Source organism: Amycolatopsis solani, assembly GCF_033441515.1.
GTDB lineage: Bacteria > Actinomycetota > Actinomycetes > Mycobacteriales > Pseudonocardiaceae > Amycolatopsis > Amycolatopsis solani.
In genome coordinates this window covers 1,908,862-1,927,524 of the sequence record NZ_JAWQJT010000003.1, presented here as the reverse complement: position 1 = coordinate 1,927,524, position 18,663 = coordinate 1,908,862, and the positions used below count along the sequence as shown (strand labels likewise).

At 71.0% G+C, this 18,663-nt stretch carries 15 protein-coding genes and 2 tRNA genes; 11 read left to right on the top strand and 6 right to left on the bottom strand.

Annotation, left to right across the window (positions count from 1 at the left end; all coding sequences use genetic code 11):
- Window positions 1-52 precede the first annotated feature (52 nt).
- Window positions 53-307, top strand: a complete 255-nt coding sequence (locus tag SD460_RS41560; protein ID WP_290051797.1) for a DUF397 domain-containing protein — start codon at window positions 53-55, stop codon at window positions 305-307.
- Here the strand turns inward: SD460_RS41560 and SD460_RS41555 are convergent.
- The 4 genes from SD460_RS41555 to SD460_RS41540 all read right to left on the bottom strand — a co-directional run bounded on the left by SD460_RS41555 (window position 304) and on the right by SD460_RS41540 (window position 4,167).
- Window positions 304-1,173: a nuclear transport factor 2 family protein gene (locus tag SD460_RS41555; RefSeq protein ID WP_290051796.1), complete on the bottom strand. Its 870-nt coding sequence runs from the start codon at window positions 1,171-1,173 to the stop codon at window positions 304-306. The two genes, SD460_RS41560 and SD460_RS41555, sit on opposite strands and share 4 nt — an antisense overlap.
- A 70-nt stretch (window positions 1,174-1,243) precedes the next feature.
- Window positions 1,244-2,404 carry an ankyrin repeat domain-containing protein gene (locus SD460_RS41550; protein ID WP_290051794.1) on the bottom strand — a complete coding sequence of 387 codons (1,161 nt, stop codon included), beginning with the start codon at window positions 2,402-2,404 and terminating at the stop codon, window positions 1,244-1,246.
- Between the two features lie 54 nt (window positions 2,405-2,458).
- Window positions 2,459-3,271, bottom strand: a complete 813-nt coding sequence (locus SD460_RS41545; protein ID WP_290051793.1) for a TIGR03620 family F420-dependent LLM class oxidoreductase — start codon at window positions 3,269-3,271, stop codon at window positions 2,459-2,461.
- On the bottom strand, window positions 3,268-4,167 hold the full coding sequence (locus tag SD460_RS41540) for a TIGR03620 family F420-dependent LLM class oxidoreductase (RefSeq protein WP_290051791.1): 900 nt from the start codon (window positions 4,165-4,167) through the stop codon (window positions 3,268-3,270). Before SD460_RS41540 ends, SD460_RS41545 begins: the two co-directional genes overlap by 4 nt.
- A gap of 89 nt (window positions 4,168-4,256) precedes the next feature.
- On the opposite strand from SD460_RS41540, the gene SD460_RS41535 reads away from it, so the two are divergent.
- The 6 genes from SD460_RS41535 to SD460_RS41510 all read left to right on the top strand — a co-directional run bounded on the left by SD460_RS41535 (window position 4,257) and on the right by SD460_RS41510 (window position 14,539).
- A complete protein-coding gene (locus tag SD460_RS41535) occupies window positions 4,257-4,820 on the top strand; it encodes a TetR/AcrR family transcriptional regulator (RefSeq protein WP_290051789.1) in 564 nt (187 codons plus the stop codon).
- Window positions 4,821-4,944: 124 nt separating this feature from the next.
- Complete coding sequence (gene serA, locus SD460_RS41530) at window positions 4,945-6,543, top strand: phosphoglycerate dehydrogenase (protein ID WP_318307588.1); 1,599 nt, start codon at window positions 4,945-4,947, stop codon at window positions 6,541-6,543.
- 230 nt (window positions 6,544-6,773) lie between these two features.
- Window positions 6,774-10,127, top strand: a complete 3,354-nt coding sequence (locus tag SD460_RS41525) for a S8 family peptidase (RefSeq protein WP_290051786.1) — start codon at window positions 6,774-6,776, stop codon at window positions 10,125-10,127.
- 228 nt (window positions 10,128-10,355) lie between these two features.
- A complete protein-coding gene (locus SD460_RS41520) occupies window positions 10,356-11,396 on the top strand; it encodes a 3-isopropylmalate dehydrogenase (RefSeq protein ID WP_290051785.1) in 1,041 nt (346 codons plus the stop codon).
- A gap of 736 nt (window positions 11,397-12,132) precedes the next feature.
- Window positions 12,133-13,737 carry a citramalate synthase gene (cimA, locus tag SD460_RS41515; protein WP_290051783.1) on the top strand — a complete coding sequence of 535 codons (1,605 nt, stop codon included), beginning with the start codon at window positions 12,133-12,135 and terminating at the stop codon, window positions 13,735-13,737.
- 31 nt (window positions 13,738-13,768) lie between these two features.
- A complete protein-coding gene (locus SD460_RS41510; protein WP_290051782.1) occupies window positions 13,769-14,539 on the top strand; it encodes a fumarylacetoacetate hydrolase family protein in 771 nt (256 codons plus the stop codon).
- On the opposite strand, the gene SD460_RS41505 is transcribed toward SD460_RS41510, so the two are convergent.
- Entirely contained in the window at window positions 14,536-15,786 is a 1,251-nt protein-coding gene (locus SD460_RS41505) for an FAD-dependent oxidoreductase (RefSeq protein ID WP_290051780.1), read from the bottom strand. The two genes, SD460_RS41510 and SD460_RS41505, sit on opposite strands and share 4 nt — an antisense overlap.
- 494 nt (window positions 15,787-16,280) lie before the next feature.
- Here SD460_RS41505 and SD460_RS41500 point away from each other — a divergent pair, with 494 nt between their 5' ends.
- The 3 genes from SD460_RS41500 to SD460_RS41490 all read left to right on the top strand — a co-directional run bounded on the left by SD460_RS41500 (window position 16,281) and on the right by SD460_RS41490 (window position 17,312).
- Window positions 16,281-17,015, top strand: coding sequence for an HAD family hydrolase (locus SD460_RS41500; RefSeq protein WP_290051779.1), 735 nt, complete (start codon window positions 16,281-16,283; stop codon window positions 17,013-17,015).
- Window positions 17,016-17,064: 49 nt separating this feature from the next.
- Window positions 17,065-17,136: transfer RNA gene (locus SD460_RS41495), tRNA-Gln, on the top strand.
- Between the two features lie 100 nt (window positions 17,137-17,236).
- Window positions 17,237-17,312 (top strand) — tRNA-Glu (locus SD460_RS41490).
- Window positions 17,313-17,461: 149 nt separating this feature from the next.
- On the opposite strand, the gene SD460_RS41485 is transcribed toward SD460_RS41490, so the two are convergent.
- The gene (locus tag SD460_RS41485; protein ID WP_290051778.1) at window positions 17,462-18,070 is read right to left on the bottom strand and encodes a DUF2231 domain-containing protein; all 609 of its coding nucleotides are present in this window, start codon (window positions 18,068-18,070) and stop codon (window positions 17,462-17,464) included.
- 135 nt (window positions 18,071-18,205) lie between these two features.
- Here SD460_RS41485 and SD460_RS41480 point away from each other — a divergent pair, with 135 nt between their 5' ends.
- Window positions 18,206-18,646, top strand: a complete 441-nt coding sequence (locus tag SD460_RS41480; protein ID WP_290051777.1) for a DUF4383 domain-containing protein — start codon at window positions 18,206-18,208, stop codon at window positions 18,644-18,646.
- Window positions 18,647-18,663 lie beyond the last annotated feature (17 nt).

The following is an 18,663-nucleotide window of genomic DNA, read 5'->3' as shown; positions in this document are numbered from 1 at the left end:
GCCGGCAAGGAGGCCTTCACGGCTTTTCCGGGTGGCTCGTTACGCTGGTCGCATGACCGATGACAAGGCGCACATCCGGCACCACCTCGACCTTTCCGGGGCGGAGTGGATCCGGGGCGAGCCCGCGGGCGTCACCCTCGACGAGGTCGTCGAGTACGCGTTCGTCGAGCACACCGACGGTGCCACCTACGTCGCGATGCGGCGGTCGCCGGACGTCGACGGCACGATCATGGTCTTCACGATGACGGAGTGGGACGCGTTCGTGAAGGGCGTCGACGACGGCGAGTTCAACGACCTGGGCGCCTAGGCACTCAGTTTCGCCGCCAGTCCGGGGATCTGGCCGAGCTCGCCCGCGATGGCGAGGTGGTCGCCGTAGTCGCGGGACTCGGTGATCAGCCCGTCCCGGACGCGCATGACGAAGATGTTGGCGATCCGCACCGGCTTGCCGCCGTATTCGCCCTGGTAGGCGAACTCGCCGATCAGCACCTCGGGGTCGGTGCCCTGGTAGGTGACCAGATCCGCGACGGCGAAGCCCGGGTTCAGCGCCTTCCCCGCCGCGAAGTGCACCCGCAGCTCGTCGCGCGTGCGCACGACTCCGGAGCCCGGCAGGAACGGGTGCGTCACGTGCGTTTCCGCGGCGTAGAGCTCCGGCAGATCGTCCCAGCGCCCGCCCGCGACGCCGTGCACGAGCCGCTCGAACACCGTGCCCGCGCCCGCCGGCGTGACCGGTGAAAGCGAACGTGGCGGGGCCTGCTCGTACGCCTTCGCCAGCTGGCCGACGCCGTCGCGGACGACCGCGAGCTTCAGGTAGTCGTGGTAGTCGCGGGAATGCACGATCAGGCCGTCGCGGACGCGCAGCACCTGGATGTTCGCGGCCGAGATCGTCCGGCCGGTCTCGATCGACTCGGCGTCGTAGTCGTATTCGGCGACGATGACCTCGGGGTCGGTGGTCTCGTGGACGGCGACGTTCTTGCGCTTGAGCCGGTACGCGCCCGCCAGGGCGCCGGTGAACCGCTCGTGGACCGCGGCGCGGCCGGTCAGGCGCGTCGGCCGCGGCACGGCTTGCGGGTGTTCGACGACCGTGTCTTCGGCGTACAGCGCGGAAAGCTCACCGAAGCGGCCTTCGCCGATCCCGTCGGACAACGCGGTGAAGACGTCGCGCGGTGTGGTCATGGGTCCTCCCAGCGGACAAAACGGAGTCTGTAGTCCGCCTTCGAAGATACGGACTACAGACTCCGGTTGTCTAGTGGAGCAGCCCCCGGGCCGCCGGCTGCTCGCACACCTCCGCCCACGTCTCGGGGGTGCTGCCGAAGTTCGCGTCCCGCGCGCCGCGGTCGGCGCCGGCGTCGAGGAGGGCCTGGATGACGTCGAGGTGCCCGGACTGCGCGGCCAGGTGCAGGGCCGTGACGCCTTCGCCGTGCTTCGGGCCGCCGAACGTGCCCGGGCGGTTCACGTCGGCGCCGAGCTCGAGGAGCGTCCGGACGGCGGCGAGCCTGCCTTGGGCCGCCGCCCACGCCAGCGCCGTGCCGCGGTAGACGTCGGCGTTCACGTCGGCACCGCGCGAGACCAGGGTGTGCAAGGCCTCGGTGCGGTCGTTGCGGGCCGCCCAGGCGAGGGCTTCGTCGCGGGCCTCGGCCGGGTCGTCCGCCGGGCGCCACGCCGGGAAACCGCTGTGGGGCCGGTAGAAACCGCGGTGGGCGCCGCCGCGGCCCGACGTCAGGAGCTCGTCGAGGAGCACGGCGTCGCCGAGCCCGGCCGCGACCCGCAGGTTGCCTGGTGCGAGGCTGTGCGCGGCCAAGGTCTCCGCGGCTTCGCGGTGCCCCCAGAACAGGGCGACGACCAGGGGAGTGCCGCCGTCGCCCCGCGCGGAGACGTCGACCGGGGCGCCCGCTTCGAGCAGGAGGCCGAGTAGCAGCGGCAGGTTGCTGTACGCGGCTTGGTGCAGCGGTGTCCAGCCGTGGACGTTGCCGCGCGCGGGGTCGGCGCCGTGGGCGAGCAGGACCCGGCTGAGCCGCTCGTCGCAAGTGGCGCCGGCCATGCCGAGCAGGTCGTTGCCGTTGGTCCCGCGGGTGGTGACCAGCCAGGGAAACTCGCCGAGCAGCGTTTCGAGCTGCTCGACGTCCCGCGCCTCGACCGCCCGGTACGCGCGGGCGAACGGCTCGCGACTGTCCACAAGAGACTCGACGTGCGCGCGAAGCGCCTGCCACGAAACGAATCCGTGCTCGCGAGCTACGACTACGCGGGCGCCGTTGCGGGTGAGCGCCTGGCCCCAGCGGTCGAACGGCTCGCGGGCGCCGGGCGTCCCGTCCCCGGCCGAGGCGAGCAGGCCGAGCGCGCGCTCGGCGTAGTACTCGATGTCTTGGTGGTACGGGTGCTGCAGGTTTTCGGCGGGCATCACGCCCATGGTGCCTCCTCGGACGGGACGCGGCCCGCACCGCGCCCCGCCAGCGTACTCCCGTCAGGGCAGCAGATCCGCCAAGCGGCGGTAGGAGTCCTTCGTCCGGGCGAGGACCTGGACGCAGACGTGGTCGGCGCCCGCGTCGAGGTGCGCGCGGATCCGCTCGGCGATCCGCTCCTCGCCGGTGACGACGATCGCGTCGACCAGGCGGTCGCTGCCGCCGTCGGCGAGGTCGTCGTCGGTGAAGCCGAGCCGGCGCAGGTTCGTGCGGTGGTGCCGCGCGAGCCGGACGTACCCGTCGACGTGCTCCCGGGCCACGCCGGGTGCCGCATCGAGCACCACCGCCTGCTCGACGGCGAGGTACTTGCCGGGGCCGAGCCGCTCGCGTGCCATCGCCGTGTGTTCCGGCGGGACGAAGTACGGGTGGGCGCCGTCGGCGCGTTCGGCCGCCAGGTCCAGGAGTTTCGGGCCCAGCGCGGCGAGTACTCGCCGCGGACGAGGCGACGGCTGGGGCAGGCCCGGCAGCTCGGCCGCGTCCATCCCGTCCAGGTATTCGCGCAACGCCGTGAGCGGGCGGGCGCCGGGCCGGTGCCCGCCGAGGCCCGCGACGAACCGGCCCGGGTAGGCCTCGCCCAGGGCCCGGATGGCGCCTTCCGCGGCGAGCGGGGAGCGCTGGTCGAACCGCGCGACGCCGGTGGCGACCGTCAGGTTCGCCGTCGCCGCCAGCAGCAGCGCGGCTTGGGTGAATGCCTCCCGCCCGGCGAATTCGCCGAACCAGATCGAGCCGAAGCCGAGTTCTTCCACTTCGGCGGCCGTTTCGCGGAGTTCGCCGACCGGGGCGCCGTCGAAGAACCGCCAGATCCCGACGCTCATCGGAGCACCGCCGGGGCCAGCTCGACCAGCGTGTCCACAGTGGACTCGAACGACGGCGCGGACGGCGTCAGCAGGACGTGGTCCGCGCCCGCGTCGAGCACTTCCGCCACGCGTTTCGCGATGGTCCCGGCGTCGCCCCAGAGCACGAGGTCGTCGACGAACCGGTCGCTGGGCCCGTCGATGTCGGCCGCGGTGTAGCCGAGCCGTTTCCAGCCCGCCAGGTACGCCTTGACCTGGAACTGCCGCGACTGCGCCACGCTGCGCCGGACGCTCGCGCGGGCGTCCTCGCGGGTGCCGAGCAGGACCGTCTGGTGGGGGATCAGCAGCTTGCCCGGCCCGAGGATCCCGCGGGCGTACGGCGTGTGCGAGACCGGCTGGGCGAACGGGTGCGCGCCGTCGGCGTGCTCACGGGCGAGTTCCAGCATCTTCGGCCCGACCGCGGCCAGCACGCGCGGGAACGCCACCGGGGCCGGGGTTTCGGCCGCCGCGGCGTCCATTTCGGACAGGTAGGCGCGCATCCGGTCCAGCGGCCGGTACTCCTCGCCGTACTTCGCCGCCTGGAACGCGTGCCCGATGCCGACGCCGAGCACGAACCGGCCCGGGTGGGCGTGGGCGAGGGTCGCGCCGCCCTTTTCGGCGGTCCGCCCAGGCCGGGCCCAGGTGTTGGCGATGCCGGCACCGAGCACGACGTCCGGCACGGTGGCGAGCAGGTCGCCGAAGGCGGCGAACAGTTCGCGGCCGCCGGGGCCTTCGCCGCTCCAGACCGAGCCGTAGCCGGCCTCGGCGAGCCGCCGCGTCGCCGCGCGTTCGACGTCCGGGGGCGGGGCAAGCGGTGCGCTCGGCAGCCAGGCGCCGACCGCGCCGAGCCGGGTGCGTGTTTCTTCGATCAGGGTCATCCTCGAAGTCCTCCCAGTAAGATGAGGCTGCCTCCGGTTAATATACGGAGGCAGCCTCCGATTGGCTACCCGGTAAGGTCGGGAGCGCGATGACCGACGTGAAACCGATGCGCGCGGACGCCCGCCGCAACTACGAGCGCCTCCTCGAGGAGGCGCAGCGCGCCTTCGCCGAACACGGCGTCGAGGCGTCCCTGGAAGACATCGCGCGCCGCGCCGGCGTCGGCATCGGCACGCTCTACCGGCACTTCCCGACCCGGGAGGCGCTGCTCGAAACGCTCCTGCGCGCCCGCTTCGACGGCCAGGCCGGCCGCGCGCGCGAGCTGCTGACCCACCCCGAGCCGCTGGCCGCGCTGCAGACCTGGCTGACCGGCCTCGGCGACGCCACCGGCACCTACCGCGGCCTGGTCGAGCTGACCGCCGACGCGCTCAACGACGAATCGTCCCGCTTGTACGCGTCGTGCCACGCGATGCGTGACGCCGGTTCCCAACTAGTGGAACGTGCGAAGGCGGCGGGGGAGCTCCGCGAAGACGTCACCACGCACGAGCTGCTTCTGTTGCTGCACGCGGCATCCTGGGCGGGCGGGCACCTGCCCGGCCCCGGCGGCATGCAACGCCTCCTGGCTCTTGTTTTCGAAGGATTACGAGCGAGTTAACACCGTGGGACGCCAGGGGGCCGCCCAGCGGGTTAAACTCCGCCAGACCGGCGCACAACGACGTGCTGAATCCGTCTGTCGACACACAGCGTCCTGGAAGTGACCAGATAGTGGGAGCCGCATCGTGAGCAAGCCCAGCAAACCCGTCGTCCTCATCGCGGAAAAGCTCGCCCCCTCCGTGCTGAGTGTTTTCGGTGACGAGGTGGAGGTCCGGCACGTCGACGGCACGGACCGATCCGCGCTGCTCGAGGCGGTGAAGAGCGCCGACGCGCTGCTGGTCCGTTCCGCCACCAAGGTCGACGCCGAGGTCCTCGGCGCCACCACGCAGCTGAAGGTCGTCGCCCGCGCCGGCGTCGGCCTGGACAACGTCGAGGTGCCCGCCGCCACCGAGCGCGGCGTGCTGGTCGTCAACGCCCCGACGTCCAACATCGTTTCCGCCGCCGAGCACGCCGTCGCCCTGCTGCTGTCGGTCGCGCGCCGCGTCCCGGCCGCCGACCAGAGCCTCCGCGGCGGCGAGTGGAAGCGCAGCTCGTTCTCCGGCGTCGAGCTGCAGGGCAAGACCGTCGGCGTCGTCGGCCTCGGCAAGATCGGGCAGCTGTTCGCCCAGCGCCTGGCCGCCTTCGACACCAAGCTGATCGCGTACGACCCCTACGTCTCGGCCGCGCGCGCCGCGCAGCTCGGCATCGAGCTCGTCACCCTCGACGAGCTGCTGAGCCGCGCCGACGCGATCTCCATCCACCTGCCGAAGACGCCGGAGACCAAGGGCCTCATCGACGCCGAGGCGCTGAAGAAGACCAAGCCCGGCGTCATCATCGTCAACGCCGCCCGCGGTGGCCTCATCGTCGAAGAGGACCTGGCCGACGCGCTGCGCTCGGGCCACGTCGGCGGCGCCGGCGTCGACGTCTTCGTCACCGAGCCGACCACGTCCAGCCCGCTGTTCGGCCTGGACAACGTCGTCGTGACGCCGCACCTGGGCGCCTCGACGGCGGAGGCGCAGGACCGCGCGGGCACCGACGTCGCGAAGTCGGTGCTGCTGGCGCTGCGCGGCGACTTCGTGCCGGACGCGGTGAACGTCTCCGGCGGCGGCGCGGTCGGCGAGCACGTCCGCCCGTACCTGTCGCTGACCCAGAAGCTCGGCACGCTGCTGACCGCGCTGAACCCGAAGGCGCCGACGTCGGTGACCGTGCAGGTCAAGGGCGAGATCTCCAGCGAGGACACCGCCGTGCTGCAGCTGGCGGCGCTGCGCGGGGTGTTCACCGGCGTGGTCGAGGACCAGGTCACGTTCGTCAACGCGCCGCAGCTGGCGGAGAAGCTGGGCGTGCAGGTCGAGCTGACGACCGAGCCGGAGAGCCCGAAGTTCCGCAGCCTGGTCACCGTCCGCGCGGTGCACTCGGACGGCCAGGTGCTCACGGTGTCCGGTTCGGTCACCGGCAAGGACGAGGTCGAGAAGCTGGTCGAGGTCAACGGCCGCGGCTTCGACCTGCGCGCCGAGGGCACCGTCCTGCTGGTCGAGTACCCGGACCGGCCGGGCGTGATGGGCCGCGTCGGCACGCTGCTCGGCGAGGCGGGCATCAACATCGAGGCCGCGCAGATCAGCCAGACCACCGACGGCTCCGACGCGGTCATGCTGCTGCGCGTCGACCGCCACATCGACGCGCACCTGCTGGACCCGATCGGCGCGTCGGTCGGGGCGCACACGATCCGTGCTGTCGACCTCAGCTGAGCTAACTCTTTCGAAGGCCCCCTGTCACTCGGCAGGGGGCCTTCGTGCGCAATCACAACTACATAACGGAGTCCTTTGCCTACGTAAGTAGGTGTTTTGGGGCATTAAGTTCTCCCCGCGAGGTTGAACCACGCGCCGTCGAGGGCACGGCGCTGTGCCGCGCTTCACCGTCGGGGGTGTCAGGAGCGGCAGGCAGGTTCGGGTCCAGACCTCGAGTAAGGGGCCGACTCATGAGCAGATCCCGCTTACCCGCCCGCGTCACGACGGCGTTCTTCGCCGTCGTGCTGGCGGCCGCGCTGGGCGCGCCGGTGGCGAGTGCGGCTGACGCTCCGCTCGCTGACGGCGTCGCACCGGTGAAGATCGACGACGCCCAGCTCCAGGGCAAGCTTTCGCCGCGCCTGAGCGCCGCGCAGGGCCGCGTCACCGCGTTCGTCGAGCTGGCCAAGAAGCCCGCCGTCGACGCGTTCACCGCCGCGCAGCCGCAGGGCAAGGACCAGGCCAAGCGCGCCGCCAAGGCCGCCAAGGCCGACACCGCGGCCGCGGTCGACTCCGTCGTGAACCAGCTGCGCGCGGGCAACGCCCAGCCGCAGGTCGTCACCCAGACCGCCAACGCCGTCCCCGGCGTGGTCGTCACCGCCGACGCCGCCAAGCTGCGCGAGGTCGCGAAGCGGGCTGACGTCGTCGCGGTCCGCACGGTCGTGCCGAAGACCCGTACCAACGCCAGCGCCGAGCAGCTGACCAACACCCTCGCGGCGTGGCAGCAGACCGGCAAGTTCGGCGACGGCGTCCGCGTCGGCGTGATCGACGACGGCATCGACTACACCCACGCCGACTTCGGCGGTCCCGGCACGCAGGCCGCGTACAAGAGCGTCGACAGCACCAAGCCGTCGCCGCTCTTCCCGAGCGCCAAGGTGGTCGGCGGCACCGACCTCGTCGGCAACGACTACGACGCCGCGACGCCCGGCAAGACCACCCCGAAGCCGGACCCGAACCCGCTCGCCTGCGGTGAGCACGGCACGCACGTCGCCGGCACCATCGGCGGCTTCGGCGTCACCGCCGACGGCAAGACCTTCAAGGGCGACTACAAGAAGCTGGACGCCAAGAAGGTCGACGCGATGCAGATCGGCCCGGGCACGGCGCCGAAGTCGCTGCTCTACGCCATCAAGGTGTTCGGCTGCGCGGGCTCGACGAACGTCACCTCGCAGGCGCTGGACTGGGCCCTCGACCCGGACGGCGACGGCGACTTCACCGACCACCTCGACGTCGTCAACCTGTCGCTGGGCTCCGACTTCGGCGCGCCGGACGACCCGGACTCGCTGTTCGTGCGCAAGCTCGCCGCGAACAACGTGCTGCCGGTGATCTCCGCGGGCAACGGCGGCGACATCAACGACATCGCGGGCTCGCCGGGCAACACCCCGGAGGCGCTCACCGTCGCCAGCACGCGCGACGCGGGCATCCTGCGCGACGCCGCCGAGGCCAAGGCGCCCTCGACCGCCGCGGGGCAGAAGACCGGGCAGTACAGCCAGAACTACACCGGTTACGACACCCTGGACCTGACCGCACCGGTCGTCGCGCTGTCCGCGGCCAACAGCGCGGGCTGCGCGCCGTACTCCGCCGAGGACAAGGCGAAGGCCGCCGGCAAGTTCGTCTGGCTGGAATGGGACGACAACGACTCGACCCGCGCCTGCGGTTCGGCGGCCCGCGCCAACAACGCGCAGGCGGCCGGGGCGAAGGGCGCGCTCCTTTCGTCCACTTTGGAGCACTTCAGCGCCGGCATCGCGGGCAACGCGGCGATCCCGATGTTCCAGTTCACCGGTTCCGCCACGAAGACGCTGCGCGCGGCGCTGACCGCGGGCACGCTGCAGATCCGGCTCTACGGCACGGGCCGTGCGTCGATCCAGACCACCGACAAGACCATCGTGGACACCCCGAGCTCGTTCACCTCGCGCGGCACCCGCGGCCCGGCCGTCAAGCCGGACGTCGCCGCGCCGGGTGACACGATCACCTCGGCGTTCCGCGGCAGCGGCAACGGCCGGACGGTGCTGAGCGGCACGTCGATGGCGGCGCCGCACACCGCGGGCATCACCGCGCTGGTCCGCCAGTCCCATCCGGACTGGTCGGTCGAGGAGGTCAAGGCGTCGGTCATCGACACCGCCGGCCACGACGTCTCCGACGGGGCCGGCCACACCTACGCGCCGCAGCGCGTCGGCAGCGGCCGGATCGACGCCAAGGCGGCGCTGGACAACCAGGTCCTCGCCTACGTCCAGGACGACCCGGGCGCGGTCAGCGTCAGCTTCGGCACGGTCGAGGCGCCAGGGCCGGTGACGCTGTCGAAGACGATCAAGCTGGTCAACAAGGGCGTCACGGCGGTCGAGTACTCGGTGGCCTACCAGGCGGTCACCGCGCTGCCGGGCGTCGAGTACACAGTGGACAAGCAGACGGTGAAGCTGACCCCGCGCGGCACCGCCAAGGTCAAGGTGACGCTGAAGATCACCGACCCGAAGGCGCTGCGCAAGGTCATGGACCCGACCATGCAGGCCACCCAGGCCGGCCTGGCCCGGCAGTTCGTCGCGGACGCCTCCGGGCGCGTCGCCTTCACGCCGGTGAGCGGCGCCAAGGTGCCGCTGCGGGTTTCGGTCTACTCCGCGCCGAAGCCGGTCTCGACGATTTCGACGCCGCAGTCGGTGAAGTTCGGCGCCGACGCGACCCAGGCCGTGCTGAACCTGACCGGCAAGGGCGTCGACCAGGGTGCCGGCGCGCAGCGGTACCGCTCGCTGATCAGCGTGCTCGAGCTGCAGGCGGAATCCCCGCAGCTGCCCGAGTGCGACGCGGACGTGGTCACCGACTGCACGCTGAACAAGACGGCCAAGGGCGGCGACCTCCGCTACATCGGCGCGGCTTCCACCGCTCCGCTGGCGAAGGCGCAGGGCGAGCCGGAGAACGCGATCCTCGCGTTCGGCCTTTCCACGTGGGGCGACTGGGCGAACATCGGCAGCAACACCTCGCCGTTCGTCGACATCGACACCACCGGGGACGGGCAGCCGGACTTCGAGACCTACGTGACCAAGGCGACGTCCACGGACGTGCTGCTGGCCGTCACGGTCGCGCTGACCGCGGGCTTCCCGACGGTCGACGTCCAGGCGGTCAACGGCCAGCTCGGCGACGTGGACACCAACGTGTTCGACACGAACGTGATCACGCTGCCGGTTTCGCTGGCCGCACTGGGCATCGACGCGAACGCCGACAGCCACCGCATCTCCTACACGGTGGGCACCAGCGGGTTCTACGTCGCGCCGGGCACGACGAACGGGCTGATCGACTACGTCGGCACGCCGCTTTCGTTCGACGCGCTCGCCCCGGGCTACTCGGTGCAGGGCGGCGGCGACGCCGCGCTGGGCTACGTCGCGAAGCCGGGCACGGCGCTGGTCGTCACCCGGAACGCGGCTTCGGCCGCGGCGGACAACGCGCTCGGGCTGCTCGCCATCGAGCACCACAACGCCGCGGGGAACCGGGCGAACGTGGTCAAGGTGGACGTGGCCCCGGCGGCTCGTGGCCGTCAGCCGATCGGGGGCGGTGGCCGCTAGGCCGTGGCAAGATCGATCTGTGCAGGAACAGGGGCGTCTCCGGCGGGTTCCCGCCGGGGGCGCCCCTGCCCGTATTCACCCGATTGGGTGTCTCACCCTGCGGGAGGATGCGGCATAAGGGTGGTGCGGCTACGGCCGTTTGTCTACGGCCGGTAACCTTCCGGCTGCTGGCGTTTTGTTGCGGTGGGCCATCGGTGCGCTGGTGGCCCGGTCGACGGAGGTGTGTGGATGCGGCTCGCGGTGATCCCAGGTGACGGGATCGGGCCCGAGGTGGTCTCCGAGGCGCTGAAGGTGCTCGGCGAAGTAGCACCGACGGCGGAGATCACGAACTACGACCTCGGCGCGGCCCGGTGGCACTCGACCGGCGAGCTGCTCCCGGAGTCGGTACTGGGCGAACTCCGCCAGCACGACGCGATCCTGCTGGGCGCGGTCGGCGACCCGACGGTGCCGAGCGGCATCCTCGAGCGCGGTCTCCTGCTGCGCCTGCGGTTCGAGATGGACCACCACGTCAACCTGCGCCCGGCGCGGTTGTACCCGGGTGTCCGCGGGCCGCTGGCCGACGCGGGCGACGTCGACATGGTGGTCGTGCGCGAAGGGACCGAAGGCCCGTACGCGGGCACGGGCGGCCTGATCCGCAAGGACACCGAGCACGAGATCGCGACGGAGGTCAGCGTCAACACGGCGTTCGGCATCCGCCGCGTGGTCGCGGACGCGTTCAACCGGGCCGAGGCCCGGCCGCGCAAGCACCTGACGCTGGTCCACAAGACCAACGTGCTCTCGTTCGCCGGTTCGCTGTGGTCGCGGATCGTCGAAGAGGTTTCGCTGGAGCACCCGGAGGTGACGGTCGCGTACTCCCACGTGGACGCGGCGACCATCCACCTGGTGACGGACCCGTCCCGGTTCGACGTGATCGTTACGGACAACCTGTTCGGCGACATCATCACGGACCTGGCGGCCGCGGTGACCGGCGGCATCGGCCTGGCGGCGAGCGGCAACCTGGACATGACCCGCCGCAACCCGAGCATGTTCGAGCCGGTCCACGGCTCGGCCCCGGACATCGCGGGCCAGGGGCTGGCCGACCCGACGGCGGCGGTGCTGTCGGTGTCGCTGCTGCTGGACCACCTGGGGCAGAAGGAAGCCGCCCGGCGGATCGAGGCTTCGGTGGCGTTCGACCTGGCGACCCGGGACCAGGCGTCGCCGGGTGCCACGCAGGCGATCGGGGACCGGCTGGCGGCGTTGGTTTCGTCCAATGTCCGGACGGCCGGCTGAGGTTTTTCTTTTCGGAAGGCCCCGCACCCTCGTGGTGCGGGGCTTTTTCGTGCGGTGGTCTCGGGGGTCGCGAATGACTCATTGGGGGCGTGGGAGGTCTCGAATGAGTCATTCGGGACGCGCGACTTGCTCGAGACTCGGCCGCGCTGGCCGCGGGTGGTGCCGCGTTGCTGTGCCGGTCGTTGGTGGTGCCGTGTGCGGCTGTACCGGTCGCAGGTGGTGCTGCGCTGCTCGGCTGCCGTCGTGGGTGGTGCCGCGCTGCCGCGGGTGATGCGTGCTGCTCGGCTGCCGTTGTGGCCCCTTTCGCGAGTTGTCCACAGCAGTGCCGCGATGTGGACAAGCGAGCCTCCGAAATGCTTTCCGGCCGGGTTTGTCGGTGGCCGCCGATAGACTGGACCGGGGTCAGCCCCCAGGGACGGGTGGGGCTTGCTCGTCCGGGGAGGCGGCCCGAATTCCGGCGAAACGCGGCTGTCCGGTGACCTGTCCCGGACCCTTCAGCGCATCAGATGGCAGCAACGTCCCCTCCAGGCCACCCGGCCAACGTTCCCGGATCGTGGGAGCTTGACCCAGCTTGTGGACTTCCCCCGAAGCCCTGTGGCATGATGCGACCATGACCAGCTTCGCGATCATTATCGACGAGCGCGCCGGACGATAGCTCCACAAGAGCCCCCGGCGCGCAACCTCTCGCACCCATGCGGGAGGTTTTTTTGTTGCCTCGAAACGCTAGGAGAAGACCGTGACCCGCCAGGAGCCCGCCGATACTCCGCTCGGCGATGCCTTCCACCTCTACGACACGACCCTGCGCGACGGTGCGCAGCGCGAGGGCATCTCCTACTCCGTCCAGGACAAGCTGGCCGTCGCGCGGCTGCTGGACGAGCTGGGCGTCGGGTTCATCGAAGGCGGCTGGCCGGGGGCGCTCCCCAAGGACACGGAGTTCTTCGCCCGCGCCGCGAAGGGTGAGCTCAAGCTGAACCACGCGGCCCTCGTCGCGTTCGGCGCCACCCGCAAGGCCGGCACCACCGCGGACGCCGATCCGCAGGTCCGCGCCCTGCTCGACAGTGAAGCGCCGGTCGTCACGCTCGTCGCGAAGTCCGATCTGCGGCACATCGAACGCGCTCTCCGCGTCGACGTCGACGAGGCCTGCGCCATGGTCCGGGACACCGTCGAATTCCTCACGAAAGAAGGCCGGCGCGTCTTCCTCGACGCCGAGCACTTCTTCGACGGCTACGCGTTCTCGCCCGAGACCTCGCTCAAGGTCCTCGACGCCGCCGCCCACGCGGGGGCCGACGTCCTCGTGCTGTGCGACACCAACGGCGGGCAGCTGCCGCTCGATCTCGCCCGGACCGTCGGGGAAATCAAGGAAAACACCGGATTCCGCCTCGGGATCCACTGTCAGGACGACACTTCCTGCGCCGTGGCGAATTCCGTCGCCGCGGTGCAGGCCGGCGTGACGCACGTCCAGTGCACCGCCAACGGTTACGGGGAACGGGCCGGCAACGCCGACCTCTTCGCCGTGACAGGGAACCTCGTGACCAAGCTCGGCATGGACGTCCTCCCGACCGGAGGAGCGGCCGAGCTGACCCGGGTCTCCCATGCCCTTGCCGAAATCGCGAACATCGCTCCCTACACCCACCAGGCTTACGTGGGGACGTCGGCTTTTGCCCACAAGGCAGGACTGCACGCGAGCGCGATCAAGGTGGATCCGTTGCTGTACAACCACATCGATCCGTCTTCCGTCGGCAACGACATGCGGGTGCTGGTCACCGAGATGGCCGGCAGGGCCAGCCTCGAGCTCAAGGGACGTGAGCTCGGGGTCGACCTTGCCGGCCGGCCCGAAGCGCTGACGAGCGCCATCACCAAGGTCAAGCGCCTCGAAGCCGAAGGCTGGTCCTTCGAGGCCGCCGACGCCTCCTTGGAACTGCTGCTGCGCCAGGAGGCCGACGTCCCCGCCGAGGCGCCGTTCGAGCTCGAGTCCTACCGCGTGGTCCTCGACCACCGCGCCGACGCCGAGGTCGTCGCCGAGGCGACGGTCAAGGTGCACGTCGGCGGGCAGCGCGTGATCGCCACCGCCGAGGGCATCGGCCCGGTGCACGCGCTCGACGCCGCCCTGCGGAAGGCGCTGAGCCCGCACCTGTCCTGGTTGGACAGTGTGGAGCTCGCCGACTACAAGGTCCGCATCCTCCAGGGCCACCCGGGCACCGACGCGGTGACGCGCGTGCTGGTGGAGAGCACCGACGGCGAACGCGAATGGACCACGGTCGGGGTGCACGGCAACATCGTCGAGGCCAGCTGGCTGGCCCTCTGCGACGCGCTCGTCCACAAGAGCTCGACCGTGGCCTGAGTCACCGGCTGGGCGCACGTAGACTGACAGCGTGCGCCTAGCCCGTATTGCTCATCCCGGTGGTGTCGCGTTCGCTTCGGTCGAAGGGGACGGTGACGACGCCCAGGTCCTGGAAATCGCCGAGCACCCGTTCGGCAACCCCAACTTCACCGGCAAGCGGTGGCCCCTTGCGGACGTCCGGCTGCTCGCGCCGATCCTGCCGTCGAAGGTGATCGCCGTCGGCCGGAACTACGCCAAGCACGCCGCCGAGTTCGGCAACGAGGTGCCCAGCGCCCCGATGCTGTTCCTCAAGCCGTCCACCACGGTCGTCGGCCCGAACGCGGCCATCCGGCGCCCGTCCGGCATCGGCCGCGTCGATTTCGAGGGCGAGCTGGCCATCGTCATCGGGCAGCCGGTGAAGAACGTGCCCGCGGCCCGCGCGGCCAGCGCGATCCTCGGCTACACCGTGGCCAACGACGTCAGCGCGCGCGACCTCCAGAAGGCCGACGGCCAGTGGGGCCGCGCCAAGGGCTTCGACACGTTCTGCCCGCTCGGGCCGTGGATCGAGACGTCGCTCGACGCGTCCGACCTGTCCCTGAAGTCCGAGGTCGACGGCGAGCTCAAGCAGGACGGCCGCACGTCCGACCTCGTCCACAAGATCCCCGAGCTGGTCGAGTTCGTGTCCGGCGTCATGACGCTGCTGCCCGGCGACGTCATCCTGACCGGCACGCCCGAGGGCGTCGGCCCGATCGAGGGCGGTCAGAGCGTCTCGATCACCATCGAAGGCATCGGCACTCTGACCAACCCGGTCGAAAACGTCTAGTCCTTGGTCGCCGGCTCCATCGGCCGCCGGGCGTACGCCGGAGCGTGCTCCGGCCGCAGCCCGAGGCCGAGGAGCCGGGCCGGGAAGTACGACAGGCGCGGGAACCGCGAGAACGCCTTGATCATCGGTTCCGGCGGGCCGTTGCGCTTGCCGCTCATCACCCCGCGCACGACGGTCCGGTGCATCAGGCGCTGCAGCCCCTGCACCAGCAGCGTCGGCGCCAGCCGCCGCGAACGCACCTTCGCCAGCTCGGCCTCCGTCGGACGGCCCCGGCGCAGCGGCTCGGCCAGCAGCGTCGCCGCCGCGACCGCGTCCTGCACCGCGAGGTTGATGCCCACGCCGCCGATCGGCGACATCGCGTGCGCCGCGTCGCCGAGGCAGAGCAGCCCGTCGACGTGCCACTTGCGCAGCAGGTTCAGCCGCACGTCGAGGAACTTGACGTCGTCCATCGTCTTCAGCTCGTGCACCCGGTCGGCGAACTCGGGGCAGATCTGCGTCACGTTCTCCCGGAAGGCTTCGATGCCCTGCTTTCGCAGGTCGTCGCCCTTCGGCGCGAGGTAGGCGACCTGGTAGAAGTCCGGCCGGGGGAGCGGCACGGCGAAGCGCTTGTCCCGCATCTTCGGCAGCAGCATGCCGCCCTCTTCGTCCTCGTGCCGCGACAGCCGGAACCACCAGACGTCGAACGGGCAGTCGTACTCGTGCGGCACCAGGCCGGCCTCGCGCCGGGCCAGCGACCACCGGCCGTCGGCGGCGATGACCAGGTCCGCGCGGATTTCCCCGGTCTCACCGGCGGCCGTGCGGTAGGTGACGCCCTCGACGCGGCCGTGCTCGCGGACCAGGCCGGTGCACTCCGTCTCCATCCGCTGGACGAACGTCGGCTCCTTGCGGGCGCTTTCGGCGAGCAGGTCGAGGAAGTCCCACTGCGGCACCATCGCGATGTACGGGTGGGGGACCTTCAGCCGGGTGAAGTCGGCGAGCTTCATCATCTCGCCGTTCTCCTGCGGGAAGCCCGCCGCCGTCAGTTCGCTGTGCGGCAGCGCGTGGAACTTTTCGCCGAGACCCAGCTCGTCGAGCAGGGTCAGCGTCGACGGGTGCACCGTGTCGCCGCGGAAGTCGCGCAGGAAGTCCGCGTGCTTCTCCAGCACTGTCACCTCGACGCCGGCCCGGGCCAGCAGGAGCCCCGCAACCATCCCGGCCGGCCCGCCACCGATGACGACGCAGCGCGTGCGCTCGGTCATCTCGACCATCTCCCCATCTATTCATCGCTTGTTGAATAAGACGAGAATGCACCCGCCGGACCCCGGCGTCAAGGGGTGTGACCGGGGATACGCTGATCGGGCGACGAGCGGGCGCGCTCTCCCCGGTTGCCGGAAACCGTCCACACGCGACAGTTGGTCGAATTTGCCCGACCGTGGCCGGGCATCGCCGTTTCGCGCTTGTGGACGGAGCGGATCTCGTGGCGCCGCAAGGGTTTTCGAGGAGTGGGACGGTTGCGCACCGGAGGAGTCGACGCGGGACGCGCGCGGTGCCGGATAACCGAACGGAGACGGCTCGCCAACTGGGAGTAGAGCCGGTGCGCCGGAACAGGCGAGCGCCAATCACCTCTTTGGCAGCGTCGCGAACGCGACGGTTGCCCTAGCCTCACTGGGTGGATTTCGCCTTGGCACCCCGGACCCCTCCGCGAACCGCTTCGCCCACCGCGGGAGCGTCCGAGCCCTGGGCGCCGCCCGAGTTGCGGCTGGTGTGCCTGGACATCGACGACACCCTGATCGACTGCACGGCCGCGATCCGCCGCAGCCTCCACATCCTCACCGGCCGGGGCGACCTGTGGCCGCTGTGGGATCTGATCACCGAAGAGCACGTCGCGCTGGTCGTCGCCGGCGAACTCGACTACGCGACCATGCACCAGCGGCGCACCGACTGCTTCCTCGCCGAAATCGGCATCTTCGCCGACGCCGAGCAGGTGAACTCGTTCGAACGCCGCCGAAGAGAGCTGCTCGACCACTCGTGGCAGCTGTTCGACGACGTCCTCCCGTGCCTGGAGTGGCTCCGCGCGGCCGGCCTGGCGCTGGCCGCCGTGACGAACGCCTCCGGGGCCCACCAGCGGCGCAAGATCGCCGACCTGGGCCTGGCCCCGTTCTTCGACCACGTGGCCATCGCGGGCGAACTGGGCGTGGCCAAGCCCGACCCGGTGATGTTCCACACGGCCTGCCTCGGCATGGACTGCGCCCCCGCCCAGGCGGTCCACGTCGGTGACAAGCTGGACACGGACGCGATCGGCGCCCGCGACGCGGGCCTGGGCGCGATCTGGCTCGACCGCGACGGCATCGGCGAGCGCGCCCCGGCGGGCGTCCACACGGTGACCGGCCTCGCCGAGCTGCCTGAGCTGCTGGTTTCCGAGTACGCGACGATCGGCGTCCCGGCCCAGCGCCGAGGTGAGACCCCCGCGTTCACCGTCGGGAACGGCGTGCTCTAGTATTTCTCCTCGTGCGGTGCTGAACCGGCAAGCCGGGAAAGTACCTCACTGGGGTATGGTGTAATTGGCAGCACGACTGGTTCTGGTCCAGTTAGTCTAGGTTCGAGTCCTGGTACCCCAGCTGCGGAGAGTGACCCCCCTGCAGAGCGAGAAATCGCCTCTGGTAAGTTCTCTCCAGCAAGAAAAGAGAAAAACCCCTGGGAAACCAGGGAAAGTTCCTAGCCCCCGTCGTCTAGCGGCCTAGGACGCCGGCCTCTCACGCCGGTAGCGTGGGTTCGAATCCCATCGGGGGTACCAGCACCACCTGAAGCTCGGTTGACCCAGGTCAGCCGAGCTTTTTGCTTGGGGTGGAAGCCCTGGTGTCAGCACCGCGGCTCGCGGCCCGGCTCGACATCGACCAGGACGAGAGCCCACGCGGATCCAGTGGGTCTCGATCGGGAGGGCGTCTAGGCCGGATTCCTTGGCGCCGCCGGGTTTTCTCCCGCCGCTTCGCCGGGATCGACGTCGTCGAGGGGTTCCTGCCAGCGGAAGACGCCGGCGCCCTGCGCGTAGGCCAGGTGCCCGCCCAGCGCGCCGGCGGCGCTGGCCGCCGCGAGGCCGAGTGCGCCCAGCAGCCTGCCGCGTACGACGTGGCCGCGGGTGCGAGCGAGGTAGGACGCACCGAACAGCGCGGTGGCCGTCGCGTTGCCGGCGGCGTGGACCAGGCCGACGCGTCGCTGGCGCGCGTCGAGGTCCGCGTAGTCGGCCCAGCCGAGCACTATCGCGAGCGGGGTGGCCAGCAGGCCGGCCGCGACCAGGCGGCGCGCGGTGTCCTGCCGGCCGGGGATCAGGTCGAACGCCGCCGAGCACAGCCAGGCGCCGATGGGGATGGTGACGGCGATCGGGTGCAGGGGGTGGCCCAGCCAGCGGCCGCGCAGGAGGCGGCCCACGGTGCTTTCGGCCGGGCCGCGCAGTACGCGGGTGATTTCGGCGGCCGGGCCGTCGAGCGCTTCGGCGTCTTCGACCGCCCGGAGCGCTCGGTGGGGTTTCGGCTCGGGTCCGGCTGCGGGGTTCATGAAGCAGGGCTACCCCGACGGCCGCCGGTCAACCGCCGCGCGCCGGGCTTAGCGGCGGAACGACGGGGTACGCGGACCTCCGCAATGCCCGGTTCCGCGCGGAACCGGCGTGACGGCGACGAACCGGAGAGAGCCATGTCCACACCCACCCGAACCACCACGCGCACTCCCGCGCAGCTCGCGGCCACCGTGGTCGCGGCCGTCTTCCTGCTGGTCGGGGTGCTCGGCTTCGTCCCGGGCATCACGACGAACTACGACCAGCTCAGCTTCGCCGGCCACGACTCGATGGCGATGCTGCTCGGCCTGTTCATGGTGTCCGTGCTGCACAACATCGTCCACCTGCTGTTCGGCGTCGCCGGCTTGGCCGCGGCCCGCACTCCCCGCGGGGCGTTCCGGTTCCTAGTGGTGGGCGGGGTCGTCTACCTGGTGCTCTGGGTGTACGGGCTGGTCGTCGACCACGCCAGCGACGCGAACTTCGTGCCGGTCAACAACGCGGACAACTGGCTGCACCTCTTGCTGGGTGTCGGGATGATCGGGCTCGGCCTGCTCACCGCCCGTGCCCGCGCGACCCGCTGAGCGTGTGTCGGGCCCCG

What these genes read in the sequence shown, in the direction of transcription:
- SD460_RS41545 (WP_290051793.1), bottom strand. Translation starts at nt 3,271, where the DNA reads ATGAGCGTCGGGATCTGGCGGTTCTTCGACGGCGCCCCGGTCGGCGAA.
- SD460_RS41485 (WP_290051778.1), bottom strand. Translation starts at nt 18,070, where the DNA reads ATGAACCCCGCAGCCGGACCCGAGCCGAAACCCCACCGAGCGCTCCGG.
- SD460_RS41520 (WP_290051785.1), top strand. Translation starts at nt 10,356, where the DNA reads ATGCGGCTCGCGGTGATCCCAGGTGACGGGATCGGGCCCGAGGTGGTC.
- SD460_RS41550 (WP_290051794.1), bottom strand. Translation starts at nt 2,404, where the DNA reads ATGGGCGTGATGCCCGCCGAAAACCTGCAGCACCCGTACCACCAAGAC.
- SD460_RS41480 (WP_290051777.1), top strand. Translation starts at nt 18,206, where the DNA reads ATGTCCACACCCACCCGAACCACCACGCGCACTCCCGCGCAGCTCGCG.
- SD460_RS41525 (WP_290051786.1), top strand. Translation starts at nt 6,774, where the DNA reads ATGAGCAGATCCCGCTTACCCGCCCGCGTCACGACGGCGTTCTTCGCC.
- SD460_RS41555 (WP_290051796.1), bottom strand. Translation starts at nt 1,173, where the DNA reads ATGACCACACCGCGCGACGTCTTCACCGCGTTGTCCGACGGGATCGGC.
- SD460_RS41535 (WP_290051789.1), top strand. Translation starts at nt 4,257, where the DNA reads ATGACCGACGTGAAACCGATGCGCGCGGACGCCCGCCGCAACTACGAG.
- SD460_RS41540 (WP_290051791.1), bottom strand. Translation starts at nt 4,167, where the DNA reads ATGACCCTGATCGAAGAAACACGCACCCGGCTCGGCGCGGTCGGCGCC.
- SD460_RS41560 (WP_290051797.1), top strand. Translation starts at nt 53, where the DNA reads ATGACCGATGACAAGGCGCACATCCGGCACCACCTCGACCTTTCCGGG.
- SD460_RS41505 (WP_290051780.1), bottom strand. Translation starts at nt 15,786, where the DNA reads ATGGTCGAGATGACCGAGCGCACGCGCTGCGTCGTCATCGGTGGCGGG.